Genomic DNA, 24646 nt, shown 5'->3' with positions numbered 1-24646 from the left:
CGCCACTTCACGCCAGATCCGGAGAGATACGCACCTGGTGGCCGTCTCATCCGATGGGGCCGGTTAGAGCTTCAAAGTGCCCAAGGCAGGCGGACCGCACATATGCGAGGTGGCCAGGACATCGTGCGGCACGCGCCTGCCGGGCCTCGGAAACGTCGCCCGGGGGCGTAGATCGGCCGCTCGGACTTCTCAGGAGGGTCGGGCCTCGGCCGGGCGGGGTGCGGGCCGGCCCGCCCCGCGGCCTCAGGAACGGTCGGGCATTGGCCGGGGGTGCGGGCCGGTCCGCTCGACGGCTCAGGAGCGGTCGGGCGTCTCGCGGGGTTCGGTCACGACCATCATGAACCGCAGGGGGGTGTCCTCCTCGTTGGCGTACCGGTGCGGGCGGTCGGCGCTGAACACGACCGCGTCGCCCGTCTCCGCGACGTGATTCTTGCCGTACACCGAGAGGGTGAGCCGCCCTTCGAGGACGGTCAGCATCTCACGCGTGCCCGGAGGGTGGGCGTCGCCGTCGTGGTGGTCGCCGGGGGCGAGCCGCCAGTCCCACAGCTCCAGGATGGCGGGCGCGTCGGTGCCGACCAGCAGGCGCGCGGTGCTGGAGACGCCGTGCGGGAAGGTGACGACGTCGGCGCCGCTGACCACCCGGACCACGGGGGTGTCGGAGACCTCCACCATTCGCGCGACCGTCACCCCGAGCGCGTCGGCGATGCGGGTGAGCGTGCTGATGCTCGGGTTCGTCCTGCCCTGCTCGACCTGGACGAGCATGCCCCGGCTCACTCCCGAGCGCGCGGCGAGCTCGTCGAGGGTCATCTGCCGGTGCGCCCGCTGCGCCCGCACGTTGTTGGCGACCGCGGCGGTGATCGTCTCTGGGTCCATGAGTTCAGTGTAGTGAACCCGATTTGCAGTCTATTGCACTACGTATATTGTACTTTCAGTACACTCCATTGAACCGAGGTGACCTGTGACGGCTGTGGTGCTGGCGACGACCTGCGCGGTGGTGTACGGCGCCGCCGACTTCCTCGGCGGGCTGGCCACCCGCAGATCACGGGTACTCGCGGTGGTGCTCCTCTCCCAGCTCGCCGGGCTCGCCCTGATCGCCGCGCTGCTGCCGTTCCTGCCCGAGCGCCCCTCACCCGCGGCCCTCGCCTGGGGCGCGGCCTCCGGCCTCTGCGGCACGGCGGGGGTCGTGCTGTTCTACCGGGCACTGGCAGGCGGCGTGATGTCGGTCGTGGCGCCGATCACCGCGACGTTCTCCGCGGCGCTGCCCGTGCTGTTCGGGCTCGCCGTCGGGGAGCGCCCCGAACCGGTCGCGCTGGCCGGGGTGGTCCTCGCGCTGCTCGCGGTCCTGCTGGTGAGCCGCGGCTCCTCGGACGGGGAGGCGAGCGGAGGGTACCGCCCGATCCTCGCCTCGCTCGCCGCCGGCGCGGGTTTCGGCGGGTTCTTCATCATCATCGCCCAGGCTCCGGCGGACGGCGGCATGTGGCCGCTCTTCGGGGCACGCCTGATCTCGGTCACCTTCATCGCCCTGTCGGCCCTCGCCGTCGGCCGCCTCTCGCGTCCCGGACCCGGCACGCTGCCCGTCATCTTCGCGGCCGGAGTGCTCGACATGGCCGCCAACGTGCTCTTCGTACTCGCCCAGCAGCGCGGGATGCTCAGCCTCGTCGCCGTCCTGGTCTCGCTCTATCCGGCGAGCACCCTGCTGCTCGCCCGCCGTTTCCTGGGAGAGCGGCTCAACACGGTCCAGATGGTGGGGATCGGATTCACCCTCACCGCGGTCGCGCTGATCGCGTCCGGTTGACACGATGTCGCGAGATGTCGCGAACTGACTCTGTTGTGTTGAAGCCGGGCGCTTGTTACGGTCATCCCCGTGCAGCCCGAGCGGGCGTTCCTCGACTCCGGCGGGCCGTTCGCGCACACGGCTGTCGCGTACGGTTCCGACTCCGGCCTTCTTGGACTCCTCCAGCCCCTGATCGCCGGTGCCCTCCGCGAGGGCCGGCGGATCCTGGTCGTCACGGGCGAGCGCGCACTCGACCTGATCGGTGACGCCTTCGGCGCGGACGCCCGCCTCATCGACCGCCGCCCCGCCGAGGAGTGGTACACCCACCCGACGCGGACCCTCGCCGCCTTCCACGACTACGTCCGGCAGCGGGAGCGGCCGCTGGTCATCGGGGAGCCGGTGTGGTCAGGCTGGACCGAGCGGCAGGTTCGTGAGTGGATCCGCTACGAGTCGGTGCTCAACGCCGCGTTCGCCGGGGTCCCGGTCAGCATGTGGTGCCTGTACGACGAGACGCCGGCGCTCGATCATGTCCTCCGCACCCATCCCACGGAGCTGACCGGCGCCGGCCTGCGAAAAAGTGACCGCTACGTCCCCCCGGAGCGGTTCACCCTGCCGGGAGACAACCTCCCCCTCCCCGACACGCCGCCGTCCGCGGTGGTCACCCACTTCACCCTGGAAGAGCTGGGACGGCTGCGCACGCTCGTCACCGACCACGCGAGCCGGGCCGGTCTGGGACGCGATCTGATCGCCTCACTCGTGCTGAGCGTCTCGGAGATGGCGGCCAACAGCGTGGAGCACGGGGCGGGACACGGCCGGGCGTCCATCTGGACGGCCGGCGGGGAGATCGTGTGCGAGATCGCCGACTCCGGCGGCGGTGACCTGGACGTTCCGCTGCCCGGCTACCTCCCGCCCGAGCCGGGGTCACCACGCGGTTACGGGCTCTGGATCAGCCGCCAGCTCTGCGACCTGGTGCAGGTGCGCGGCGTGGACGGGGAGCTGCGGGTGAGGCTCCACATGACGCTGGATTGACCGCCTCTTCGCCGACGCACCCGGATACGCGGGACACACGGGACCCCCGGACGCGCGTACGGCCCGCACCCCGGCGGGGTGCGGGCCGTACGGCGGGAAAGATCGGAAGCGGAGAGGCCGTCAGGCTGCCTGGACCTCCTCGGACACGCGGAGACCGGCCTCCTCGCGGGCGTAGTCTTCGAGCATCGTGCGAAGCTGGCGACGGCCCCGGTGAAGGCGGGACATGACCGTGCCGATGGGGGTGCCCATCCGCTCGGCGATCTCCTTGTAGGCGAAGCCCTCCACGTCGGCCAGGTAAACGGCCACCCGGAAGTCCTCGGGCAGGGAGCGCAGGGCGTTCATGACCGCACTGTCGGGCAGCTGCTCCAGCGCCTCGGTCTCGGCGGACTTGAGACCGCTGGACGTGTGGGACTCGGCGGCGGCGAGCTGCCAGTCCTCGATCTCCTCGGTGGCCGAGAGCTTGGGTGAGCGCTGCTTCTTGCGGTAGTCGTTGATGAAGTTGTTGGTCAGGATGCGGTGCAGCCACGCCTTGAGGTTGGTGCCCTCGCGGAACTGGTGGTAGGAGGTGAACGCCTTGGTGACGGTCTCCTGAACCAGGTCCTCGGCGTCGGCGGTGTTACGGGTCAGACGCATCGCGGATGCGTAGAGCTGACTGGTGACCGGCACGACGTCGCGTTCGAACCAGTCCTGGCGCTGCTCTTCCGTCATCGTGATCATTGGACCCCCCTCGCGCTTTCCCCCCAATTACTGTCCGGCAAAGTGGTGACGCACCCCTTCTGACGGCGTATCCGATGCTCGCAGGCACCTCGTAAGGAGGCCGTTAAAAGCTTCACGTGGTCAGGGGATTGATCTTTGGCTGTGCCAACGGCGGGTGCGACACGCCCTACAGCCGGACAAGTCTCAGTATCGTAACATCGTTCTCCCGATTCGGTAGGAGATGTGTCTATCATCACATAACCCCAGGTAGCAGCCCATTTTGGGTGGGGGGAAACGTCGACCGCCACGACCCGGGCACCCGCCGCCGGACGGCCGAGGCCGACCGGCGGGACGAGACCCCCGCCCCGAGAAACTCCGACACCCATCTCCACGTCTCCCCGCTTCCCGCACGTTGGGGACTTAATCTCTCCCTAAGAGACGGATCGGCACACCCTCAGGTTCACCCGAACGCCCCCTCTCGGCTCGCGGGCCCACCGCCGATCACGGCGCCGGACGGGAGGTCAGGCGGCCCTCGCCGGGTCGACCTCGAAGAACGTCGCCAGGTCGTCGAGGATGGAGTGCGCTCCCTGGATGCCGACGGCGCTCATCCAGGTGGTGTCGCCGACGTCGTGCTTGACGCCCTTGAGCCTGCCCCAGAGCGGGTTGGCCTCGAACTTCTCCTTCACCGGCTTCACCGCCGGGTCCTCGTAGGCCGCGACGAAGATGTGCTCGGCGTCGAGCTGGGAGATGTTCTCCTGGCTGATCGGAACCATGATGGTGTCGGTCACGGTCGGCTGGTCCTCGGGACGCGGGAAGCCGACGTCCTTGAGCACCAGTCCCGAGTAGGAGTTCTCCACGTACAGGCGGACGGTCGGCTCGCCCGCGAAGCGGACGATGGAGACGGTGGGCAGCTCGCCTTCCTTGGCCTTGATGGACTCGCCGATCTTGGCGGCGCGGTCCCGATACTCGGTGAGCCTGCGCTCGGCGAGATCCTCCTTGCCCAGGGCCTCGCCCACGAGCTTGAGGTTCTCCTGCCAGATCGCCCCCGTGGTCTCGCTGAAGACCGTCGGCGCGATCTGCGCCAGCTTGTCGTACAGCGCCTCGTGGCGGACCTTGGCGGAGATGATCAGGTCGGGCTTGAGCGCGACGATCCGCTCCAGGCTCGGCTGCTCCAGGGTCCCGACCGACGTGGCCTCCTTTGCGTGACCGAGGACCGGAGCGAGATATCCCGGCAGCTTGTCGTCGATGCCCCGGTAGCTGGTGAACCCCACGACGTCGGTCTCCAGGGTCAGCACCGCGTCGACGAAGCTCTGGTCGAGGGCGACGACCCGCTTGGGCTGGGCCGGGATCTCGGTCTCCCCCATGACGTGTTTCACCGTCCGGGGGTAGGCCGCCGCGTCGCTCGCCCCGGGAGTCGCGGACGCGCCCGCGCCTCCCGAGGTCTCCCCCGCACTTCCCGAGGTGGTCGAACCACAGGCGGCTAGACCGCCGGACAGCACCACTCCCGCCACTCCGAGGGCCAGGACGCGCAACGCTCTCATCTTCATCGGTTCCTTCTTCAAATTAAGGTCAGCCTTATTTAGCTTAGCCATACCTAAACTGGCATACTCGTACCGGCTCGGGCAAGAAAGGGGAGGTCAGGTGATCAACGCGGTGGCCGTCGCACGACCCGCCCCCCTCGCGGGTCCGGGTAAAACCCGTCGGCGCCGCCTGCTCGTCCTCGCCGCATCGCTCGCCGTCCTCGCGGCGGCGGTCGTGCTGAGCCTCGCCGTCGGCGCCAAACCGGTGCCTCCCGCCGACGTCTGGCACGCGCTCACCGGCCCCACCGGCACCGAGAACGACATCGTCGTGCGGTCGCTGCGGATCCCCAGGACCGCCATCGGCGTCATGGCCGGGATCGCCCTCGGTGTCGCGGGCGCCCTCATGCAGGGCCACACCCGCAACCCGCTCGCCGATCCCGGGCTGCTCGGTGTCACCCAGGGTGCCGCGTTCGCGATGGTCCTCAGCATCATCACGCTGGGCGTCACCAGCCCGTACGGCTACATCTGGTTCGGTCTCGCCGGAGCCCTCGTCGCCAGCGCGGGGGTCTTCACCCTCGGCATGGCCGGCGGCAGGGGCGGCCCCACCCCGGTGACCCTCGCCCTCGCGGGCACCGCGGTCAGCGCGTTCCTGTACGGACTCACCTCGGCACTCGTCCTCCTGGACGAGCAGGCCATGGACGTCTTCCGCTTCTGGCAGGCGGGCTCCATAGCGGCCAGGGGGGCGGACGTGGCCTGGCAGGTGCTCCCGTTCGTCGCCGCCGGCCTGCTCCTCGCCCTCTTCAACGCGCCCGGCCTCAACGCCCTCTCCCTGGGCGAGGACGTCGCCCGCGCGCTCGGGCAGAACATCACCCTCACCCGTGCCGTCGGCATCGCCGCCATCACCCTGCTCAGCGGCGCCTCCGTGGCGGCCTGCGGCTCGCTCGCCTTCATCGGCCTGATCGTGCCGCACCTCACCCGGCCGCTCTCCGGCCCCGACCACCGCTGGCTGCTGCCGTACTCGGGCCTGGCGGGCGCCGCCGCCCTGCTCCTCGCCGACGTGATCGGCCGCGTGGTGGCCTTCCCCGGTGAGCTGGAGGTGGGCGTGGTCCTCGCCCTCGCCGGGGCGCCGTTCTTCATCGTCCTGGTGCGACGCAGGAAGCCGGTGCGGCTGTGACCGCCCCCACCGTGCTCTCCCCTCGACCCTCCCGCCGACGCGCCCTGCGCGTCGGACCCGCCTCCTGGCCGCTCCGGCCGCGCTCCACCGTCGCGGCGCTCGTCCTGCTGGCGATGACGGCGCTGTTCATGGCGCTCAGCATGCGGCTCGGCGACATCCCGATGAGCGTTCTCGACGTCCTTCGCGCGATCACCGGCGACGGCCCGGACCATTTTGTGATCATGGAGCTCAGGCTCCCCCGCGCGCTCACCGGCGCCCTCGTCGGCGCGGCGCTCGCCCTCGCCGGGGCGATCACCCAGGCCGTCGCCCGCAACCCGATGGCCAGCCCCGACATCCTGGGCGTCACCACCGGCGCGAGCGTGACCGTGGTCGCGGTCATCGTGGCGGCGGGAAACACCTGGGGCGGCACCAGCGGCGCCCTCGCCGAGGTGGGCATCCCCCTCGTCGCCCTGCTGGGCGGGCTGGCCGGAGCGCTGGCCGTCTACGCGCTGGCCTGGCGCGACGGCCTGGACGGCTACCGCCTCGTCCTGATCGGCATCGGGGTCTCGGCGATCTGCACCAACCTCAAGTACTGGCTGCTCACCGTCGGCGACGTCAACGACAGCAGCCGGGCCATGGTCTGGATCAGCGGCTCGCTGCACGGCCGGGGATGGGAGCACGTGGTGCCGGTCGCGCTCGCGCTCGCCCTCCTCGTCCCGGCGACACTGCTCGGCACCCGCTCACTCGGCGCGCTGCGCTTCGGCGACGACACCGTGACCGGCCTGGGCGTACGGATGAACCTCGCGAGGGGTGTGATGATCCTCGCGGCCGTGCTGCTCGCGGCGACGGCGACCGCCTCGGCCGGGCCGATCGCGTTCGTCGCCCTCGCCGCCCCGCAGATCGCACTGCGCCTGGCGGGAGTGGCACAGCCCCCGCTCGTCGTCTCCGCCCTCATGGGCGCGGTCCTCACCACCGGCGCCGACCTGGTCGCCAGGACCGCGTTCACCCCCGTCGAACTTCCGGTGGGCGTGGTCACCGCGGTCCTCGGCGCCCCCTACCTGATCTATCTCCTCGTCCGTGTGCGCAGAAAGGCCCGCCAGTGAGACTGCAAGCCCTCGACGTCAGGCTGGGGTACGGGGACCGCGTCGTCGTCGACGGTCTCGACCTCGGGATCGAGGCCGGGACGGTGACCACGATCATCGGGCCGAACGGATGCGGCAAGTCCACGCTGCTGCGCGCCATGGGACGACTGCTCAGGCCGTCGGGCGGTGAGGTGCTGCTCGACGGCAAGCGCATCGACAAGATGCCCTCCAGGGAGGTCGCGAGGATCCTGGGCGTGCTGCCGCAGGCTCCCTCGGCTCCCGAGGGACTGACCGTCGCCGACCTGGTCGCGAGGGGACGGCACCCGCACCAGACCTGGTACCGCCAGTGGTCCTCCGACGACGAGTCCGCGGTCGGCGAAGCCCTCGCCATGACCGGACTGCTCGATCTGGGCGAGCGCCCGCTGGACGAGCTGTCCGGCGGGCAGCGGCAGCGGGCGTGGATCTCCATGGCCCTCGCCCAGGGCACCGACCTGCTGCTGCTCGACGAGCCGACGACCTTCCTCGACCTGGCCCACCAGATCGAGGTACTGGAGCTGGTACGAAGGCTCCACGGGGAGCTGGGCCGCACCGTGGTGATGGTCCTGCACGACCTGAACCTCGCCGCCCGCTACGCCGACCGCCTGGTCGCCATGCGGGAGGGCAGGGTCGTCGCCGCGGGCCCTCCGGCCGAGGTGCTCACCGAGACCCTGCTGGCGGAGGTCTTCGAGCTGGACGCCAAGGTCATCGAGGACCCGGTGACCGGCACCCCGCTCGTCGTCCCCATCGGCACCCTGCCGCAGCGCCCTCCGCGCTGACCCCTCCCCTCACTCTCCGAGGAGCGTGTCCACGAAGACCTCGGGGTCGAACGGGGCCAGGTCGTCGGGTCCCTCGCCGAGGCCGACCAGCTTGACCGGGACCCCCAGCTCGCGCTGGACGGAGATGATGATGCCGCCCTTGGCGGTGCCGTCGAGCTTGGTCAGGGCGATGCCGGTGATGTTGACGACCTCGGCGAACACCTGCGCCTGACGCATGCCGTTCTGCCCCGTGGTGGCGTCGAGGACGAGCAGGACCTCGTCGACCGTGGCCTTCTTCTCGATGACGCGCTTGACCTTGCCGAGCTCGTCCATCAGGCCGGTCTTGGTGTGCAGCCGCCCCGCGGTGTCGACGATCACCACGTCGGCCTTCTCCGCGATGCCCTCGGCGACGGCGTCGAAGGCCACGGAGGCGGGGTCGCCGCCCTCGGGTCCGCGCACGACCGCGGCTCCGACACGATTTCCCCAGGTCTGCAGCTGGTCGGCGGCGGCGGCGCGGAAGGTGTCGGCGGCGCCCAGCACGACCTTGCCTCCGTCGCCGATGAGGACACGCGCCAGCTTGCCGGTGGTGGTGGTCTTGCCGGTGCCGTTCACGCCGACCACGAGGACCACCGCGGGACGCTCGCCGTGCGGCGTGACGTGCAGCGTGCGGTCCATGTCGGCGCCGATCTGGACGAGCAGCTGCTCCCTGAGCAGAGCCCGCGCCTCCTGCGGCGTCCGGCTGCCCAGCACCTTCACCCGGGTGCGCAACTCGTCGACCATCGCCCGGGTCGGCGCCACGCCGACGTCGGCGGTGATCAGGGTCTCCTCGATCTCGTCCCAGGTGTCGTCGTCGAGACGGTCGCGGGAGAGCAGCTCGAGGAGCCCCTTGCCCAGCGTGCTCTGTGACCTGGCCAGCCGGGCGCGGAGCCGTGCCATCCGTCCTGCCGACGGCGGCGGAATCTCGATCACCGGCGCGACGACGGTGACCTCCGGCTCGACCGGCCTGGCGGGCGGCGGCACGGTGGTCGTCGTCGCGTCGTCGTCCACGACCGAGCCCCGGCCGGGGGCCTTCGTCTCCTCGGGGATCGACGGCGCCTCCGGCGGCCGGACCGGCGGCGGCGCGGTCCTACCCCCTGACCTGAACAGCAGGAGCATGCCGCCCGCCGCCAGCAGGGCGATGACGACGATGATCGCGATTATGCCGAGATAGGCTTCCACAAGACCACAGTTTTCCAGACGCCCCGGGATGCTCCGACACCCCGGTGCTCAGGACCGGGCTCACGCTCCTGGCCGACGCCCGGGACCGGCTCACGCTCCCCGACCGGTCGGCGGGCCTTTTCTCCCGGGTTTCCCTCGGTTTCCGCGAACGCCACCGGTTTCCTCGACAGCACCCTCAGACGGACTCGTGTTCCCTCAGGCGCTGGCTGATGACCTGGGTGACGCCGTCCCCGCGCATCGACACCCCGTACAGCGCGTCGGCGATCTCCATGGTGCGCTTCTGGTGGGTGATGATGATGATCTGCGAGGTCTGCCTGAGCTCCTCGAAGAGGGTGAGCAGGCGCTGGGTGTTGGTGTCGTCCAGCGCGGCCTCGACCTCGTCCATCACGTAGAACGGCGAGGGACGCGCCTTGAAGATGGACACGAGGAACGCCACCGCCGTCAGCGACCGCTCACCGCCCGACAGCAGCGAGAGCCGCTTCACCTTCTTACCCGGCGGCCTCGCCTCGACCTCGACGCCGGTGGTGAGCATGTTCTCCGGATCGGTGAGCAGCAGCCTGCCCTCACCGCCGGGGAACACCCGCGTGAAGATCGTCTCGAACTCGCGGGCCACGTCCGCGAAGGCGGCGCCGAAGACCTGCTCGACCCGGTCGTCGACCTCCTTGACCACGAGCAACAGGTCACGGCGGGTCTTCTTGAGATCCTCCAGCTGCGAGGTGAGGAACGAGTGCCGCTCCTCAAGCGCCGCGAACTCCTCAAGCGCGAGCGGGTTGACCTTGCCGAGCTGGGACATCTGGCGGTCGGCCGCCCTGGCCCGTTTGAGCTGCTCGTCGCGGTCGTAGGGAACGGGGTCGCCGTCGGCCGTCGGAACCGGCTCGCCGGGGCCGTACTCGGCGATGAGGGTGTCGGCCTCGACGCCGTACTCCTCCACCGCCCGCCCCTCCAGCTGCTCCAGGCGGAGCCGCTGCTCGGTGCGGGCCACCTCGCTGCCGTGCGCCCGGTTGACCAGCTTGTCCAGCTCACCGGAGAGCTCCCTGACCCGGATCCTCACGGCCTTGAGCGAGGCGTCGATCTGCCCGCGTGCGAGCTCCGCCTCGTCGCGCTCGCCCGCGGCGGCCTCCAGCGAGGTCTCCAGCGCGCGCAGCGCCAGCTCGGCGCCCCGGACGACCGCCTGGGCCGTCCTGGCCTGCCTGCGCCGCCACTCGCGGCGCTCGGCCGCCCTGGAACGCTCCTCGCGCTCACGCTCGGCGGCGCGCGTCAGCTCGTCGGCCCTGCCCTCGATGCCCCTGACCCGCTCCTCCGCCGTCCGTACGGCGAGGCGGAGCTCCATCTCGTCCTGCCTCGCCGTCGCGCAGATCTCGGCGAGCTCGTCGCGAAGGTCGGTGCTGGGCTCGGTCTCCAGTTCCTTGGCGCCGTCGGCCGCGGCGAGCCGCTCCTCCAGCTCCGCGAGACCCGCCGCGTCGCGGTCGCGCGCCTCCTCGGCGGCCCGTACGCCCCCGGCCAGACGTTCGCACTCGTCGCGGGCCGCCTTGGCGGCGGCGCCCAGCTGGGCGAGCCGCCTCGCCACCGCGGCGACCTTCTGGTCCGCCTCGCGCTGCCTCGCCCTCACCCGGTCCAGCGCGGCCTGCGCCGCGTTCACCCCCGCCTGCGCGTTCTGCACGCCCGTCTGCGCTTCGGCGACCCGCGCCTGTGCGGCCTCGACCGCGAGCTGCGCCTCCGCCTCGGCCTCCGCGGTCTCCTCCAGCTCCGTTCCCGCCAGCTCGGCGGCGACCCTGGCCTCGGCGAGGTCCGCGGCGGCCTCGTCGAGGGCGGCCCGCATCTGGAGCGCGGAGGTGCCGCCCCCGGAGCCTCCGCGGGCGGTGTGGGATCCCAGGAGGTCACCGGAGCGGGTGACGGCCCGCAGCTCGGGACACTGCTCGACCGCCTTGCTCGCGGTCGCGAGGTCGTCCACGACCAGAACGCCCGCGAGCAGGTGGGCGGCGGCGGCCCGCAGCTCGGGGGAGACCGTGACCAGGTCGATCGCCCACTCGGCTCCGGTCACCGGCACCGGCGAGCCCGCCGGGGTCTTCCCCGCCCCGCCGGAGGCGATGACGAGGGTGGCGTGGCCTCCTTCGTGGCCCCTGAGGAACTCGATGGCGTCGGCGGCGCTCCGCAGCGAATCGACGGCGACGGCCTCGGCCGCGGCCCCGAGCACGGCGGCGACGGCCACCTCCGCGCCCGGGCGCACGGACAGCATGGTCGCCACCGGGCCGAGCACCCCGGCCAGGTCGGCGGCGAGCAGCGCGGCACCGCCGTCGGCACCACCGGCCAGGCCCATCTCCAGCGCCTCGAACCTCGCTCCGAGGGCCGCCACCTCGCGCTGCGCCCGCTGGTCGGCCTCGCGTGCGGCGGTGAGGGCGGCCCTGGCGGCGCCGAGCGCTGAGTTGGGGCCCGCGACGGCCGCCTTCGCCTCCTCGACGCCGGCCCTGGCCGACTCGACGGACTCCCTCGCCTGCTCGACCGTCTCCAGGGCGATCTCCAGCTCCTCGGCGAGAGCGGGGTCGGCGGACGGCTCGGCGCGCTCCTGGCCTTCGTGTTCCGCCTGGGCCTCCTCGGCGCGCTGCTCGGCCTCCCGCAGCGAGTTTCTCAGCCTGCCGATCTCCTCCTCCGCGGCCCCCGCCCGACTGCGCGCGGCCCCGACCTGCCCCCTGAGCCTGGCCAGGCCCTCGCGCCGGTCGGCGGCGGCCCTCGCCTCGGCGGCGAGTCGCCGCTCCTCGGCGGCGAGCGCGGCCTCGGTCTCGGCACGCCTGGCCACCGCCTCGGCGAGCGACTCCCGCTCCCCTTCGAGCAACTCGGCCAGGACCCGCTCCTGTTCGCGGACCTCCTCGGCCTCGCGCTCGAAGTCCTCGGGGTCGCGCCCGCGCCGCTCCACGGCGGTCTCGGTGGCGTGCCGGTGCCTCTCGGCGGCGAGCCCCGCCAGGCCCCTGAGGCGCTCGCGCAGGGAGGAGAGCCGGAAGAACGTCTCCTGGGCCGCGGCGAGGCGCGGCTGGGCCTCGGCCTCGGCGGACTCCAGCTCCGACTCGGCGACCTGGCCCTGCTCCAGCTCCGTCTCCACCTCGGCGCGGCGGGTGCGGACGGCCTCCTCGTCGGCCATCTCCCGTTCCAGGGTGGTCCGCAGGGTGAGCACGTCGTCGGCGAGCAGCCGGAGCCTGGCGTCACGCAGGTCGGCCTGGATGACGGCGGCCTTACGGGCGATCTCGGCCTGGCGGCCCAGCGGTTTGAGCTGGCGGCGCAGCTCGGTGGTGAGGTCCTGGACCCGGGTCATGTTGGCCTGCATCGCGTCGAGCTTCCGCAGCGCCTTCTCCTTGCGCTTGCGGTGCTTCAGGACACCCGCTGCCTCCTCGATGAACGCCCTGCGCTCCTCGGGTCCCGCGTGCAACACCTGGTCGAGCTGGCCCTGCCCGACGATGACGTGCATCTCGCGGCCGATGCCGGAGTCGGACAGCAGCTCCTGGATGTCGAGCAGGCGGCAGGTGTCACCGTTGATCGCGTACTCGCTCTGGCCCGCACGGAACATCAGGCGGCTGATCGTCACCTCGGTGTAGTCGATCGGGAGCATGCCGTCGGTGTTGTCGATGGTCAGCGTGACCTCGGCGCGTCCCAGCGGGGCCCGCGAGGAGGTGCCGGCGAAGATGACGTCCTCCATCTTGCCGCCGCGCAGAGACTTGGCGCTGTGCTCGCCCATGACCCAGGCCAGGGCGTCGACCACATTGGACTTGCCGGATCCGTTGGGACCCACGACGGCGGTGATGCCCGGCTCGAACCGGAGCGTGGTGGCCGAGGCGAAGGACTTGAACCCGCGCAGGGTAAGGGTCTTGAGATACAACGAACCCCCCCATTCATGGCGCGGCCGCGCCGACCGGCGTGTCACGCGCCGCGTCCCGGGCACCGGTGAACGCGTCTGCCCCTGTCAGCCCACTGTCAGCCCACTGCTGCGGTCACGCGGGAAGACTACCGTTCTTCACCCGCGCCCGCCTGCGCACCGCCTATCGTGCCCTGCATGGACGCGGAACGCGGCGGGGACGAGGCTCCATCACACCCATCGGGCGACAGGGGACATCTCAGGCGACGCGCCTTCCTCGTGGGCGGGCTGACCGCCCTCGGCCTCGGTGGCGCCGCCCTGGCGGCCGGCCCCGACGGCATCCGGGGCGCGTACGCCCAGATCGTCTGCGGTGCGGTCCCCGAGCCCCCGGTGACCTCTCCTGGAACGCTCCAACGCAGCCGGGTCGACCGGCGGCGGGTGATCATCGGGCTGCCGCCGGGGGCGGGGGACGGGCTCCCCGCGGTGATCATGCTTCACGGGGCCGCGGGTGACGCGCGCACGCCGTTCGACGTGTACGCGATCGACCGTTACCTGGCCGCGGGAGGCGGGCGCTTCGCGGTGGTCTCCATCGACGACTGGCCCTCCGCCGACATCCCCGGCACGCTGCTGCCGTACCTGAACACGAACGGGATGGACACCACGAAGATCGGGTTGATGGGGTGGTCGTCGGGCGGCGCCGGGGCGCTGAGGCTCGCCGCGGAGCTCGGCCCTGAGCAGGTGGCCGCGGTGGTCGCGGCGTCGCCGACGGTGAGCGCGGCGCAGGCGCCACTGCGCGAGCTCGTGGACATCCCGGTCTGGCTGGGCTGCGGTGAGCGCGACGCGTGGGCCCGGCAGACCCAGACCATGCTGAAGGGCCTGAAGGCACTGGGCGCCACCGCCGAAGGCGGCATCACAGAAGGGTGCCAGGACACGGCCTACCGCCGCAGGGTGTTACCCGAGCAGCTGGCCTTCCTGGCACGACATGTACAGCGCACGTAACGGATGTGACGTGCGTATCGCTATGACAAGGGACGCCCCGACGAGGCGTCCCTGTACAGTGTGTTCCGCCCCGGCCCCCGTTAGGTGAGGGCCGGCTCGCGATCCTGCAGACGGTTGAACTCCTCATCGCGGGTGTTGGCCGCGAGTTCGTCGTTCTGGGCCTGGAGCCGGGTGAGCTCTCCCTCCAGATCACGGATGCGCTGCTGAAGGCGGCGCATTTCCGAGACCATACGAGGGTCGGGACCGCCGACGTGGCCGAGTAGAGCCTTCGCCATAGTAAAGGGTCCTCCACGCTGAGTGACCAGACTGGTTCGCGCACTTCTTTGCCGCGGGAGGGGTGCGCGTGGTTCTTTATCAAGAGTCGCACCGGTGAGGGAGACGGTCAAGCTGAACGCTCCAGGTGGATGCACCAGTAGGCACTCTCGACAGTCAACTATACCTCATTTTGGGCGGTTTGGGGAAGCGGTCAGCGCTCGACAAAACCTTCGACACCCCCCTTGGTCTCACTCCAGCGTTCGACGACTCCGGCGACGTGACCGGGAGTCTCACCGCCCCTGAGGAGCTCAAGCAGCCTGGCACACGATTTCTCCGGGCCCTGCGCGACCACCTCGACCCGGCCGTCCTCGGTGTTGCGCGCCCAGCCGACCAGACCGAGTTCGAGCGCCCTCGCACGCGTCCACCAGCGAAAACCCACCCCCTGCACCCGGCCCCTCACCCAGGCGGTGAGCCGTACCTCCGTCATGCCGCGACCTTCCCGGGCCTGGGCTGGCAGCGGGGGCAACTGTAGGAGGAACGGTTCATGAACGATTCGCGGACGATCGGGAAACCGCACCGGGAGCAGGGTTCGTCGCGCCGACCGTAAACCGCGAGGGAACGGTCGAAATAACCGCTCTCCCCATTGACATTCACGTAAAGACTGTCGAAGGATGTGCCGCCCTCCGACAGGGCCGCGGACATCACCCCCCGGGCGGCGGCCAGCAACTCGGCCACCTTCGGTCCGGTCAGCGTCGCGGTGGGACGGGCGCCGTGCAGTCTGGCCCGCCAGAGGGCCTCGTCGGCGTAGATGTTGCCGACACCGCTGATCAGCGACTGGTCCAGGAGCGCCCGCTTGACCTCGGTCTGCCTGGCGCGCAGCCGGTGGGCGAACCCGTCGTCGTCGAAGTGCCTCTCGAACGGGTCGGCCGCGATGTGCGCGATCGGCTCGGGCACCGCACGGCCGCCGGCCTGGGTCATACCGGTCACCAGCACGTGGCCGAAGGTCCGCTGATCGACGAAACGCAACTCGGGACCGCCGTCGGCGAAGCCGATCCGGACGCGCAGATGCTTCTCCGGCGCCGAGTCCGGCTCCACGACGAGCAACTGACCGCTCATCCCGAGGTGGGCGAGGATCGCGTCCGAGCCCCCCAGGGGGAGCCACAGGTATTTGCCCCTGCGCTCGGCGGGACCGATCGTGCGGCCCTCCATCCGGGCGGAGAACTCCGCGGCGCCGGGGACGTGCCGCCGGATCGCCCTCGGGTGGAGCACCTCGGCGCGGGCGACGACCCGGCCGGAGACCCACCGCTCCAGGCCTCGGCGTACCACCTCGACCTCGGGCAGCTCGGGCATGCGTCCCTCCTCTGGCGACGGATCAGCCGACGGATCAGCTGGCCTCGCGCCGCTCGCGGTCCTCGCGGATGCGGTTCCAGGCGGCCTCTGCGGCCTGCTGCTCGGCTTCCTTCTTCGAGCGCCCCGCCCCCGAACCGTAGGCCTCGCCACCGACGCGGACGACCGCGGTGAAGGACTTGGCGTGATCGGGACCGCTCTCCTCAACATGGTATTCGGGCACGCCGAGCGACTCGGACGCGGTGAGCTCCTGCAGGGAGGTCTTCCAGTCGAGCCCGGCGCCGAGCGAGGCGGAGCGGGTGATGAGGGGGTCGAAGAGCAGGTGGACGACGCGGAACGCCTCGTCCAGGCCCCTGTTCACATAGACCGCGCCGATGAGCGCCTCAAGGGTGTCGGCGAGGATCGAGGACTTGTCACGCCCTCCCGTACCCTCCTCGCCCCGGCCGAGCCGCAGGAAGCGGCCCAGACCCAGGGTGCGGGCCACGTCGGCGAGGGCGCGCATGTTGACCACCGCGGCCCTGAGCTTGGCGAGCTGCCCCTCGGGCAGGTCAGGGTGGTTGCGGTAGAGGGTGTCGGTGACGACGAGGCCCAGCACCGAGTCGCCGAGGAACTCCAGGCGCTCGTTGGTCGGCAGGCCGCCGTTCTCGTACGCGTAGGAGCGGTGCGTCAGCGCCCGCTCCAGGATCGCGATGTCGAGGCGCACCAGAAGGATGCGCTCCAGCTCTTCCTTGACGAACTCCACGGCGACAGGCTTGACGCTTGTACCCACGACTTCTCCTCGCACGTTCTCTCAGCGAATGCGCGATGGCGAAGGTAGGGAAAGGAAGATGCCCGAAGATGTGGTGGGCGCCGGGAGGGCACGCGTTCTACCGCGAACCCCGGCGTCCACCACAGCCGCGGGCGGACCGCCATCGCAGAGGGCGCAGACGTTGACGCCGACCGGGACCCGTGGAGGGCCCGGTCGGCATCCGTCGGTCAGAATGCGATCAGGCGGAGGGCTCGATCACCTGACGGCGGTTGTAAGTGCCGCAGGTCGGACACGCCACGTGCGGACGCTTCGGCGAGCGGCACTGGGGGCAGCTCACGAGCGAAACCGCGGCGGCCTTCCACTGCGACCTGCGGGAGCGAGTATTGCTCCGCGACATCTTGCGCTTGGGGACAGCCACGTCAGCTCTCCTGATCGTTGTTATGTTCCGGAACCAGACCTTGCAGCTTCGCCCAGCGGGCGTCGATCACCTCGTGGCCGTGGTCAGGCTCGGCATCGGCCAGCCTGACACCGCACTCCACGCAGAGCCCGGCGCAGTCTTCACTGCAGACCGGGCTCAACGGCAGTGTGAGCACCACCGCGTCGCGAAACACGGGTTCGAGGTCGAGAAGCTCACCGTCGAGAAGCGAGTCACTCTCGGCAGCATCCTCTGCCGAGTAGAAGAACAGCTCCTGGAAGTCCACCTCGCTGCGCGAGATGACCGGCTCCAGGCAGCGTGCGCACTCCCCCCGCAGCGGGGCTTGCGCAGTGCCCGTGACGAGCACACCCTCCATGACCGCCTCAAGCCGGATGTCCAGCTCGACGTCGGCGTCCTTGGGGACGCCGATCATGTCGACGCCGATGTCCGCCGGTGCCGGGAGCGCGAGATTCATCCGGCGCATCGACCCTGGTCGCCGCCCAAGATCATGGGTGGAGATCACCCATGGGGCGCGGGGGTCAAGGTGCTGAGTCATTTCGCTCTCGTTAGGCATGGCGCATCATCGCCGTCGTGCAAGGCCGAAACAAGAGAATAGCAGGGCCTAGCCCCTGAGCCGTTCGACCAGGAGTTCCTGTACAAGATCAGGAACCAGCCCGGCCACGTCCCCACCGTACTTGACGATCTCCTTGATGCGGCTGGACGACAGGAAGGAGACCTCGGGCCCGGTGGCCATGAACAGGGTCTCCACCCCGGACATCCGGTAGTTGAGCTGCGCCATCTGGAGCTCGTAGTCGAAGTCGCTCACCGCGCGCAGCCCCTTCACGATGGCGGGGATCTCCTGCTGCCTGCAGTAGTCGACCAGGAGGCCGTGGAATTTGTCCACGCGGACGTTCCCGTACTCCTTGGTGACCGTCTGGAGGGTCTGGATGCGTTCCTCCACCGTGAAGAGGCTCTTCTTCTCGATGTTGATCAGTACGGCCACGACAACCTCGTCGTACTGCCGGGAAGCCCGGCCGATGATGTCCAGATGACCGTTCGTGACGGGATCGAAGGATCCCGGACAGACAACGCGACGCAAGGTGGACCCCCTGCTCTAAGGATTCCCGGCGGCGCGACCGTACCAAACGGACGCTTCGCCGTAACGACGGACCCTCTCCTCTTCGTACCCCGCGGGCCAGACCAGACCCTTCCCCCTGCTCTCCCGCTCCACCGCGACCAGCGCGTCCTCGGCCAGCCAGCCCCGGTCGCGCAGCGACACGAGCATCGCGTCCACCTCCTCGGCGACCAGCGCGTACGGCGGGTCGGCGAAGACGAGGTCGTAAGGTCTCCCGGCGCCCTCTGCGTCTCCGGCGTCTCCGGCGTCTCCTGTGCCCCCCGGGCCCCTCGCCAGCAGGCGCTCCACCCTGTCGGCGGCGACCTCGGCTCCCGGCAGTCCCAGCGAGGCGATGTTCTGCCTGATCGTCCGGATCGCCTTCGCGTCCGAGTCCACGAGGAGCGCGTGATCCGCTCCCCTGGAGAGCGCCTCAAGCCCGAGCGCCCCCGAGCCCGCGTAGAGGTCGAGCACCCGGCACCCCTCCAGCGGGCCGATCAGCGACCCCACGGTGGAGAAGATCCCCTCCCTCGCCCGGTCACTGGTGGGGCGGGTCCCCCGCCCCGGTGGCACGGCCAGCCGCCGTCCTCCTGCGCTTCCCGCGATGACTCGGCTCACCCGGCCATCCTCTCAGTGCCGTTCCCGCCGTCGTCCACGCCGCGGGCCCAGGGGCGTCGTACGCACCCCGGCGTGTCGCGACGCATCACATAACCGCAGGTCAAAAGGGTCCTGATAGGTGATCTAGGTCAAGAGTGGGCAAGGAGTGGCGACGAAAGCGTAAGGGTCGTTCCGTCCGGTGCCGGTCCCTTGCATGATGATTCCTGCGGCCTCCAAGTGACCCAGGGGGAGGCCGACCGGCGTGATCGTGAGCCCTTCCGCACGCCGGTGCTCTCGGCACCTGACCCGGGAGTGGGCCCAAGCGGGGACGGCATTCGGGGGGAGGCCGTCCCCGCAGTTGGGCACAGGGGCCGGTGCACGCCCCCGGCTTCGAGAAGAACCCGCGGACACCTCGCCACCCGCCCCATCAGGTCTTCTCCAGATATTCCGCGCGCTCGTCCGCGAGGAGCCTGTCGATCTCGGCGCGGAGCACGGAATGACCCGCGAGCTCGGGGTCGGCCTCCAGCATCGCCTCGGCGTCCAGGCGCGCGGCGTGGATGACGTCCTCGTCGCGCAGAAGCCTGAGCATCTTCAGCGACGATCTGCGCCCCGACTGGGCCACACCGAGCACATCACCCTCCCTGCGCTGTTCCAGGTCGACACGGGACAGCTCGAAGCCGTCCAGGGTGGCCGCCACGGCGTCGAGCCGTGCCCTCGCGGGCGTGCCCCCCGGAGAGTCGGTCACCAGCAGGCACAGACCGGGCAGCCCACCGCGCCCGACCCGGCCGCGGAGCTGGTGGAGCTGGGAGACGCCGAAGCGGTCGGCGTCCATGATGACCATGACCGAGGAGTTGGGGACGTCGACGCCGACCTCGATGACCGTGGTCGCCACCAGCACGTCGATCTCCCCCCTGCCGAAGGCCCTCATCACCGCCTCCTTCTCCTCGGGCGGCAGCTTGCCGTGGAGCACCTCCGTACGCAGCCCGTGCAGCGGCCCCCCGGAGAGCGCCTCGGCCACGTCGAGCACCGCCAGCGGCGGTCTGCGCTCGTCGTCGGCCTTCGACATGTCGCCCTCGTCTCCCTCCAGGTCGCCGATGCGCGGGCACACGACGTAGGCCTGGCGGCCCAGCTCGATCTCCTCGCGCAGCCGCGTCCAGGCCCGGTCGAGGAAGTGCGGCTTCTCGGCGGCGGGGACCACGTGCGTGGTGATCGGGGCACGGCCGGAGGGCAGCTGGGAGAGCGTGGAGACCGTGAGGTCGCCGAAGACCGTCATCGCGACGGTGCGCGGGATGGGCGTGGCGGTCATGACGAGCACGTGCGGGCGGCCGCCCCCGGCCTTCTCGCGGAGCGCGTCGCGCTGCTCGACGCCGAACCGGTGCTGTTCGTCGACCACGACCAGGCCGAGGTCGGCGAACTGGACGCGCTCCTGCAGGACCGCGTGGGTGCCGACGACGATGCCCGCCGCGCCGGAGGCCGCGTCGAGCATGGCCGAGCGGCGGGCCGCGGCGCCCAGCGAGCCGGTCAGCAGGGCGACCGCGGTGCCGCCGAACATGCCGCCGGTGGCCAGGTCTCCGAGCATGGCCGAGATCGACCGGTGATGCTGCTGCGCGAGCACTTCGGTGGGTGCCAGCAGCACGGCCTGCCCTCCGGCGTCGACCACCTGGAGCATCGCGCGCAGCGCGACGATGGTCTTGCCCGCGCCGACCTCACCCTGGAGCAGCCGGTGCATGGGGTGGGGCAGCGCCAGGTCGGCCGCGATCTCCTCGCCCACGTCGCGCTGCCCCTCGGTGAGTTCGAACGGCAGCCGCCCGTCGAAGTCGGCGAGCAGCCCTCCCGAGATCGCGGGCCGGGGCGTGGCGGGCCAGGAGGCCGCGGCCATCCGGCGCTGCAGCAGCACCGCCTGGAGCAGGAACGCCTCGTCGAACCTGAGCCGTTTGCGCGCCCTGGCCACGTCGGCGTGGTCACGGGGGCGATGGATCGCGAGCAGCGCCTCCGACAGGCCTGGGAGCCTGTGCCGGGCGCGCAGCTCCGCGGGGAGCGAGTCGTCGAGCTCGCCCATCGTGTCGAGGACGACGCCCAGTGCCCTGCGGATCGCCCAGGGCGTCACGTCCTTGCCCGCCGGGTAGATCGGCACGAGCGCGGCGGCGAAGTCCTCCGCACCCGCCTCGCTCTCCTCGATCATCTCGAACTCGGGGTGGGAGAGCTGCCACTTGCGCTTCTCGCCCTGGCCGAAGGCGCCGACCTTCCCCGCGAACATGCCGCGCCTGCCCGGCTTCAGCCGCGTCTCCGCGATGTGGGACGTCTTGCCGAAGAACGAGAGATAGATCTTGCTGCCCCGGGCGTCGGCGACCTCGACCTCCAGCCAGGTGCCGCCCTTGTTGCGCATCGGCCTGCGCATGGCCCTGGTGACCTCTCCCACCACGGTGACGTGGTCGTCGACCCGCAGGTCGTCGAGATCGGTCAGCTCGCCCCGCTCGGCGTAGCGCCGCGGGTAGTGCCGCAGCAGGTCGCCGACGGTGCGCAGGTCGAGAACGCTCTCCAGCAGCTTGGCCGTCTTGGGGTCAAGCGCCTTCGCCAGCGGCTCGTCGAAGCTCGTCACCCCCGTTTTCTACCGTGCCGAGGCGACAGAATTCACCCGGCACGACTTACCGGGCCGCTCACTGTGCCGCTCACAGGCCGCTCGGCGCCGTCTCACTCCACGCCGATGAGCAGCGGGTAGCCGCCCTGCCCGCCCTCGTAGCGGACCACCTCGATGTCCGGCCTGGTCTCGGCCAGGTGGTCCGCCACGGCGCCGGCGAGCCCCTCCGGCGCGTCGACGCCCTCCAGGACGGTCACCAGCTCACTGCTCGACGAGACCATACGGCGTACGACCTCCAGCGCGGTCGCCACCAGGTCCGTGCCGATCAGCGCGGCGTCGCCGTCGACCACCCCCAGGACGTCACCGGGCGAGGTCAGGCCCGCGCTCGTCATCACCTCGCGGTCGGCCACCCAGACGTGCCCGTGGCGGGTGTGCGCGGCGGCCTCGGTCATCGCCACCACGTCGTCGTCGAAGCGGCGCAGCGGGTCGTGGACGGCGAGCGCCGACAGGCCCTGTACCGAGGCCCTGGTCGGGAGCACGCCGACCACCAGGCCCTCCTCCCTCGCGATCTCCGCCGCGGCGGCCGCGACCTCGCGCGTCCCGCTGTCGTTGGGCAGGACCACGACCTCGGAGCCCGCCTCGCGGATGGCGGCGAGCACCGTCGCCAGCGGAGGGCTCGATCCGGGCTCGCGCCGGACGACCACGGCCCCCGCCTCCTCGAACACCGCCGCCAGCGCGGGTCCCGCGGCCACCGCGACCACGCCCCTCCCCCGCGCGGCCGGGTGGATCCTGCCCGAGCCGACCAGGTACGTCACCTTGATCCGGTGAGGGCGGCCCAGCCTCGTCGCCGCCTCGATCGCCGCGCCGGCGTCGTTCACATGGACGTGAACGTTCCACAGGCCGTCCCCGCCCACGATCACCAGCGAGTCGCCGAGCGCGTCGAGCTCCCCGCGCAGCGCGGCGACCTCCTCCTCCCCGGCGTCCAGCAGATACATGACCTCGTAGCCGGGCCCGTCCGCGCCCTCCCCCGCCCGCGCCACGGTCTCGGGGACGACCCGGTGGGCCGGAGCCGGGATGTCCACCCGCCCGGTGTAGGAGTCGGTGACGACGGCGGCGAGGCTCTCCAGGATGATCGTCAGACCGGCGCCGCCCGCGTCGACCACCCCGCCACGGGCCAGCACGTCGAGCTGCCCGGTGGTGCGGCCGAGCGCGGAGCGCGCCTCCCCGGCCGCTCTTCTCGCGACCGAGGCGAGGTCCTCCCGCCCGTCGCGCACCACCGTCGCCACGGCCGCCAGGACGCTCAGGATCGTGCCCTCGACCGGTCTGGAGACCGCGGCTCGGGCGAGCTCGGCGGCTCTGACCAGGCCCCGCCCGAGGTCCGCGCCGCGTCCCTCGGCCTCCCTGAGCACCTCGGCGAGGCCGCGCAGCGCCTGGCTGACGATCACTCCTGAGTTTCCCCGGGCGCCGAGCAGCGCCCCCTGCGCGAACGCCCGCCAGGTGGCCTCGGCACCGGCGTCGGCGGGCAGCCCGTCGAGCGCCTCCGCGGCGGAGAGCATGGTCAGGTGCAGGTTGGTGCCGGTGTCGCCGTCGGGTACGGGGAAGACGTTGAGCGCGTCGATCTCCTCACGCGCCCTTCCCAGCGTCTCCGCCGCGAGCCGTGACCACCTGCGCACCGCGGGCGGGTCGAGAACCTGCAGCATTCCTGCCCTCCTGCTCTCCCGCACCTGCTCACGCCCGTCCTGGAACGCGCCTTCTGCCCCTTGGAGAGCGGAAAGCGGCCGATGTTCCAGCTCAAAACCCGCTTCTGCTCGCGCTCGTCCTGTGATGCGCTACGGTTGCCTCCGGAGATTATCCCCGTTCGACCGTTCGCCGCGGTTCGCGTTCGCGTGCAGGGCCGGACATCGGATATCCTCGTGTGGCCAGCCGGTCGTCCCGGCGTGCCCGATGACCGCCGCCAGTGCGGCGGATCGAGCCTCTCGACTGATATAAGGAGCGAACCGTGGCTTCCGTCTGCGACGTTTGCGCTAAGAAGCCGACCTTCGGCAACAACGTCTCCCACTCGCACCGCCGCACCCGCCGCCGCTGGAACCCCAACATCCAGCCCGTGCGCGCAGTGGTGAACGGCACGCCGAAGCGGCTGAACGTGTGCACCTCCTGCATCAAGGCCGGCAAGGTCACCCGCTAGCCAGACCTTCGCGAAGCCCGCCGCCCTCTCGACAGGGCGGCGGGCTTCGTCGTTCCCCGAGGGCTTCCCTCCTGCTGCCGAGGTCCCTGCTGCCGAGGCCCTTCCGGTCGAGGCCGCCCGTTCGGGGAACGCCCCGCCTCGCGAGCCCTCGCGTTCGGCTCGCCACACTTGGCCTTGAGAAGCACTCGATCGTTCGGGAGCGCCCCGCCTCGGAAGCCGCCCTGCTTTTTCGAGGCCGTCCCCGCATGAGAGGGCGTGGGGGTCAGGGGGAGACGCGCAGGCGCCAGGCGTGGTCCACGGGACCGATGCCCGCTCCCAGCGGGAAACCGTGCGCGATCGCGCCGGTGACGTACGCCTTCGCCTTCTCCACGGCGGCCGGGACGTCCTCGCCGAGGGCGAGGTGGGAGGCGATCGCGGAGGCCAGCGTGCAGCCCGTGCCGTGGGTGTGCCGGTTGTCGTGGCGCTCCGCGCCGAAGCGGAACTCCCGGGTGCCGTCGGTCAGCAGGTCGATCGGGGCTCCCGGCAGGTGGCCCCCCTTGATGAGCGCCCACCTCGGCCCGAGCTCCAGGATCGCGTCCGCTGCCCGGCGCAGGTCGGCCTCGTCCTCGACCTTCACCCCGGTGAGCTGCAGGACCTCCCACAGGTTGGGGGTGACCACCGTGGCCGTGGGCAGCAGGCGCGACTTCACCGTCTCCACGGCCTCGGGGGCGAGGAGCGCGTCACCGTGCTTGGAGACCCCGACGGGATCGACCACGACGGGCACGTCCAGCCTCGCCAGCACTTCGGCCACCGTCTCCACGAGTACGGGTGAGGCGAGCATGCCGGTCTTGATCGCCTGTGCCCCGATGTCACCGAGCACCGAGTCGAGCTGGGCACGTACCGCCTCGGGAGGAAGCTCCCAGTAGCCCTGCACGCCCATCGAGTTCTGCGCGGTCACCGCGGCGATCACGCTCATGCCGTGTACGCCGAGAGCCAGCATGGTCTTCAGGTCGGCCTGGATGCCCGCGCCGCCTCCGGAGTCGGAGCCGGCGACGGTCAGCACGCGAGGGGGAGTCAAAACGGTCATGTTTCCCATCCAACCAGTCGCGCCCAACCGGCGTCGTCCACGCAGTGTCGTTCACGCGGCGTCGTCCACGCGGCGTCGTCCACGCGGCGTCGCTCCGGCCGCGAAGCGCTCCCCTGGTTTCCCCGTCCCCGGCGCGGGACCTCTCGACGTCCGAGGGCTCCCTGCCCCTGGGGGTTCTCGCCGCCCCAGAGCCCTCCGAGCGCCCCTCTGCCGGTTTACGGAGACAAACGGCCGTCTA

Annotated in this window: 23 protein-coding genes; 7 read left to right on the top strand and 16 right to left on the bottom strand. The window is 71.1% G+C overall.

The window, feature by feature from the left end; all coding sequences use genetic code 11:
• Window positions 1-294: 294 nt before the first annotated feature.
• On the bottom strand, window positions 295-873 hold the full coding sequence (locus ABZ664_RS13670; protein ID WP_362507940.1) for an XRE family transcriptional regulator: 579 nt from the start codon (window positions 871-873) through the stop codon (window positions 295-297).
• 85 nt (window positions 874-958) lie between these two features.
• Here ABZ664_RS13670 and ABZ664_RS13665 point away from each other — a divergent pair, with 85 nt between their 5' ends.
• Window positions 959-1795, top strand: a complete 837-nt coding sequence (locus ABZ664_RS13665) for a DMT family transporter (RefSeq protein WP_362507937.1) — start codon at window positions 959-961, stop codon at window positions 1793-1795.
• 69 nt (window positions 1796-1864) lie between these two features.
• Window positions 1865-2803, top strand: coding sequence for a sensor histidine kinase (locus ABZ664_RS13660; protein ID WP_362507934.1), 939 nt, complete (start codon window positions 1865-1867; stop codon window positions 2801-2803).
• 120 nt (window positions 2804-2923) lie between these two features.
• Here ABZ664_RS13660 and ABZ664_RS13655 read toward each other — a convergent pair whose 3' ends face one another.
• Window positions 2924-3520 carry a sigma-70 family RNA polymerase sigma factor gene (locus ABZ664_RS13655; RefSeq protein WP_362507931.1) on the bottom strand — a complete coding sequence of 199 codons (597 nt, stop codon included), beginning with the start codon at window positions 3518-3520 and terminating at the stop codon, window positions 2924-2926.
• 500 nt (window positions 3521-4020) lie between these two features.
• On the bottom strand, window positions 4021-5046 hold the full coding sequence (locus ABZ664_RS13650) for an iron-siderophore ABC transporter substrate-binding protein (protein ID WP_362507928.1): 1026 nt from the start codon (window positions 5044-5046) through the stop codon (window positions 4021-4023).
• 94 nt (window positions 5047-5140) lie between these two features.
• Between ABZ664_RS13650 and ABZ664_RS13645 the strand changes: the two genes are divergently transcribed.
• Genes ABZ664_RS13645 through ABZ664_RS13635 form a run of 3 tightly spaced genes read left to right on the top strand, consistent with a single transcriptional unit; the run spans window position 5141 to window position 8069 of the window.
• Window positions 5141-6193: an iron ABC transporter permease gene (locus tag ABZ664_RS13645; RefSeq protein ID WP_362507925.1), complete on the top strand. Its 1053-nt coding sequence runs from the start codon at window positions 5141-5143 to the stop codon at window positions 6191-6193.
• On the top strand, window positions 6190-7275 hold the full coding sequence (locus ABZ664_RS13640) for an iron chelate uptake ABC transporter family permease subunit (RefSeq protein WP_362507922.1): 1086 nt from the start codon (window positions 6190-6192) through the stop codon (window positions 7273-7275). The genes ABZ664_RS13645 and ABZ664_RS13640 overlap by 4 nt, the downstream gene beginning before the upstream one ends.
• Window positions 7272-8069 (top strand): ABC transporter ATP-binding protein, encoded by a 798-nt coding sequence (locus tag ABZ664_RS13635; protein WP_362507919.1) that lies wholly within the window; start codon window positions 7272-7274, stop codon window positions 8067-8069. The genes ABZ664_RS13640 and ABZ664_RS13635 overlap by 4 nt, the downstream gene beginning before the upstream one ends.
• Before the next feature lie 9 nt (window positions 8070-8078).
• Here the strand turns inward: ABZ664_RS13635 and ftsY are convergent, their stop codons facing one another.
• Together ftsY and smc are read right to left on the bottom strand one after the other, a co-directional pair.
• On the bottom strand, window positions 8079-9266 hold the full coding sequence (gene ftsY / locus ABZ664_RS13630) for a signal recognition particle-docking protein FtsY (protein ID WP_362507916.1): 1188 nt from the start codon (window positions 9264-9266) through the stop codon (window positions 8079-8081).
• A gap of 175 nt (window positions 9267-9441) precedes the next feature.
• Window positions 9442-13131 carry a chromosome segregation protein SMC gene (gene smc, locus ABZ664_RS13625; protein WP_362507913.1) on the bottom strand — a complete coding sequence of 1230 codons (3690 nt, stop codon included), beginning with the start codon at window positions 13129-13131 and terminating at the stop codon, window positions 9442-9444.
• Between the two features lie 174 nt (window positions 13132-13305).
• Between smc and ABZ664_RS13620 the strand changes: the two genes are divergently transcribed.
• On the top strand, window positions 13306-14106 hold the full coding sequence (locus ABZ664_RS13620) for an alpha/beta hydrolase-fold protein (RefSeq protein ID WP_362507910.1): 801 nt from the start codon (window positions 13306-13308) through the stop codon (window positions 14104-14106).
• A gap of 80 nt (window positions 14107-14186) precedes the next feature.
• Here ABZ664_RS13620 and ABZ664_RS13615 read toward each other — a convergent pair whose 3' ends face one another.
• From ABZ664_RS13615 to ABZ664_RS13570, 10 genes are all read right to left on the bottom strand, one after another.
• Window positions 14187-14381 carry a hypothetical protein gene (locus tag ABZ664_RS13615; RefSeq protein WP_089213397.1) on the bottom strand — a complete coding sequence of 65 codons (195 nt, stop codon included), beginning with the start codon at window positions 14379-14381 and terminating at the stop codon, window positions 14187-14189.
• Between the two features lie 191 nt (window positions 14382-14572).
• A complete protein-coding gene (locus ABZ664_RS13610) occupies window positions 14573-14848 on the bottom strand; it encodes an acylphosphatase (RefSeq protein WP_362507907.1) in 276 nt (91 codons plus the stop codon).
• Complete coding sequence (mutM, locus tag ABZ664_RS13605; protein ID WP_362507904.1) at window positions 14845-15711, bottom strand: bifunctional DNA-formamidopyrimidine glycosylase/DNA-(apurinic or apyrimidinic site) lyase; 867 nt, start codon at window positions 15709-15711, stop codon at window positions 14845-14847. Before mutM ends, ABZ664_RS13610 begins: the two co-directional genes overlap by 4 nt.
• A gap of 34 nt (window positions 15712-15745) precedes the next feature.
• Window positions 15746-16450, bottom strand: a complete 705-nt coding sequence (gene rnc, locus ABZ664_RS13600) for a ribonuclease III (protein ID WP_362508264.1) — start codon at window positions 16448-16450, stop codon at window positions 15746-15748.
• Between the two features lie 244 nt (window positions 16451-16694).
• Window positions 16695-16874, bottom strand: a complete 180-nt coding sequence (gene rpmF / locus ABZ664_RS13595; protein WP_012894381.1) for a 50S ribosomal protein L32 — start codon at window positions 16872-16874, stop codon at window positions 16695-16697.
• Window position 16875: 1 nt separating this feature from the next.
• Window positions 16876-17427 carry a YceD family protein gene (locus ABZ664_RS13590; RefSeq protein WP_362507900.1) on the bottom strand — a complete coding sequence of 184 codons (552 nt, stop codon included), beginning with the start codon at window positions 17425-17427 and terminating at the stop codon, window positions 16876-16878.
• 66 nt (window positions 17428-17493) lie between these two features.
• A complete protein-coding gene (gene coaD, locus ABZ664_RS13585; RefSeq protein WP_350949349.1) occupies window positions 17494-17970 on the bottom strand; it encodes a pantetheine-phosphate adenylyltransferase in 477 nt (158 codons plus the stop codon).
• A gap of 15 nt (window positions 17971-17985) precedes the next feature.
• Window positions 17986-18600: a 16S rRNA (guanine(966)-N(2))-methyltransferase RsmD gene (gene rsmD / locus ABZ664_RS13580; RefSeq protein ID WP_362507897.1), complete on the bottom strand. Its 615-nt coding sequence runs from the start codon at window positions 18598-18600 to the stop codon at window positions 17986-17988.
• Between the two features lie 406 nt (window positions 18601-19006).
• Window positions 19007-21178 carry an ATP-dependent DNA helicase RecG gene (gene recG, locus ABZ664_RS13575; protein WP_362507894.1) on the bottom strand — a complete coding sequence of 724 codons (2172 nt, stop codon included), beginning with the start codon at window positions 21176-21178 and terminating at the stop codon, window positions 19007-19009.
• A gap of 92 nt (window positions 21179-21270) precedes the next feature.
• Window positions 21271-22857 (bottom strand): DAK2 domain-containing protein, encoded by a 1587-nt coding sequence (locus tag ABZ664_RS13570; protein WP_362507891.1) that lies wholly within the window; start codon window positions 22855-22857, stop codon window positions 21271-21273.
• Window positions 22858-23156: 299 nt separating this feature from the next.
• On the opposite strand from ABZ664_RS13570, the gene rpmB reads away from it, so the two are divergent.
• Window positions 23157-23342: a 50S ribosomal protein L28 gene (rpmB, locus tag ABZ664_RS13565; protein WP_012894387.1), complete on the top strand. Its 186-nt coding sequence runs from the start codon at window positions 23157-23159 to the stop codon at window positions 23340-23342.
• A 262-nt stretch (window positions 23343-23604) separates the two neighbouring features.
• Here rpmB and thiD read toward each other — a convergent pair whose 3' ends face one another.
• A complete protein-coding gene (thiD, locus tag ABZ664_RS13560) occupies window positions 23605-24417 on the bottom strand; it encodes a bifunctional hydroxymethylpyrimidine kinase/phosphomethylpyrimidine kinase (RefSeq protein ID WP_362507887.1) in 813 nt (270 codons plus the stop codon).
• Window positions 24418-24646: the final 229 nt, after the last annotated feature.

This window comes from Streptosporangium sp. NPDC006930 (assembly GCF_040635605.1).
In the GTDB taxonomy this organism is placed as follows: domain Bacteria; phylum Actinomycetota; class Actinomycetes; order Streptosporangiales; family Streptosporangiaceae; genus Streptosporangium.
Note: the sequence above shows the minus strand (reverse complement) of the source record. Positions and strands in the feature narration are given on the sequence as shown.

What these genes read in the sequence shown, in the direction of transcription:
- ABZ664_RS13670 (WP_362507940.1), bottom strand. Translation starts at nt 873, where the DNA reads ATGGACCCAGAGACGATCACCGCCGCGGTCGCCAACAACGTGCGGGCG.
- ABZ664_RS13655 (WP_362507931.1), bottom strand. Translation starts at nt 3,520, where the DNA reads ATGATCACGATGACGGAAGAGCAGCGCCAGGACTGGTTCGAACGCGAC.
- ABZ664_RS13650 (WP_362507928.1), bottom strand. Translation starts at nt 5,046, where the DNA reads ATGAAGATGAGAGCGTTGCGCGTCCTGGCCCTCGGAGTGGCGGGAGTG.
- ABZ664_RS13620 (WP_362507910.1), top strand. Translation starts at nt 13,306, where the DNA reads ATGGACGCGGAACGCGGCGGGGACGAGGCTCCATCACACCCATCGGGC.
- ABZ664_RS13615 (WP_089213397.1), bottom strand. Translation starts at nt 14,381, where the DNA reads ATGGCGAAGGCTCTACTCGGCCACGTCGGCGGTCCCGACCCTCGTATG.
- ABZ664_RS13610 (WP_362507907.1), bottom strand. Translation starts at nt 14,848, where the DNA reads ATGACGGAGGTACGGCTCACCGCCTGGGTGAGGGGCCGGGTGCAGGGG.
- mutM (WP_362507904.1), bottom strand. Translation starts at nt 15,711, where the DNA reads ATGCCCGAGCTGCCCGAGGTCGAGGTGGTACGCCGAGGCCTGGAGCGG.
- ABZ664_RS13590 (WP_362507900.1), bottom strand. Translation starts at nt 17,427, where the DNA reads ATGACTCAGCACCTTGACCCCCGCGCCCCATGGGTGATCTCCACCCAT.
- ABZ664_RS13570 (WP_362507891.1), bottom strand. Translation starts at nt 22,857, where the DNA reads ATGCTGCAGGTTCTCGACCCGCCCGCGGTGCGCAGGTGGTCACGGCTC.
- thiD (WP_362507887.1), bottom strand. Translation starts at nt 24,417, where the DNA reads ATGGGAAACATGACCGTTTTGACTCCCCCTCGCGTGCTGACCGTCGCC.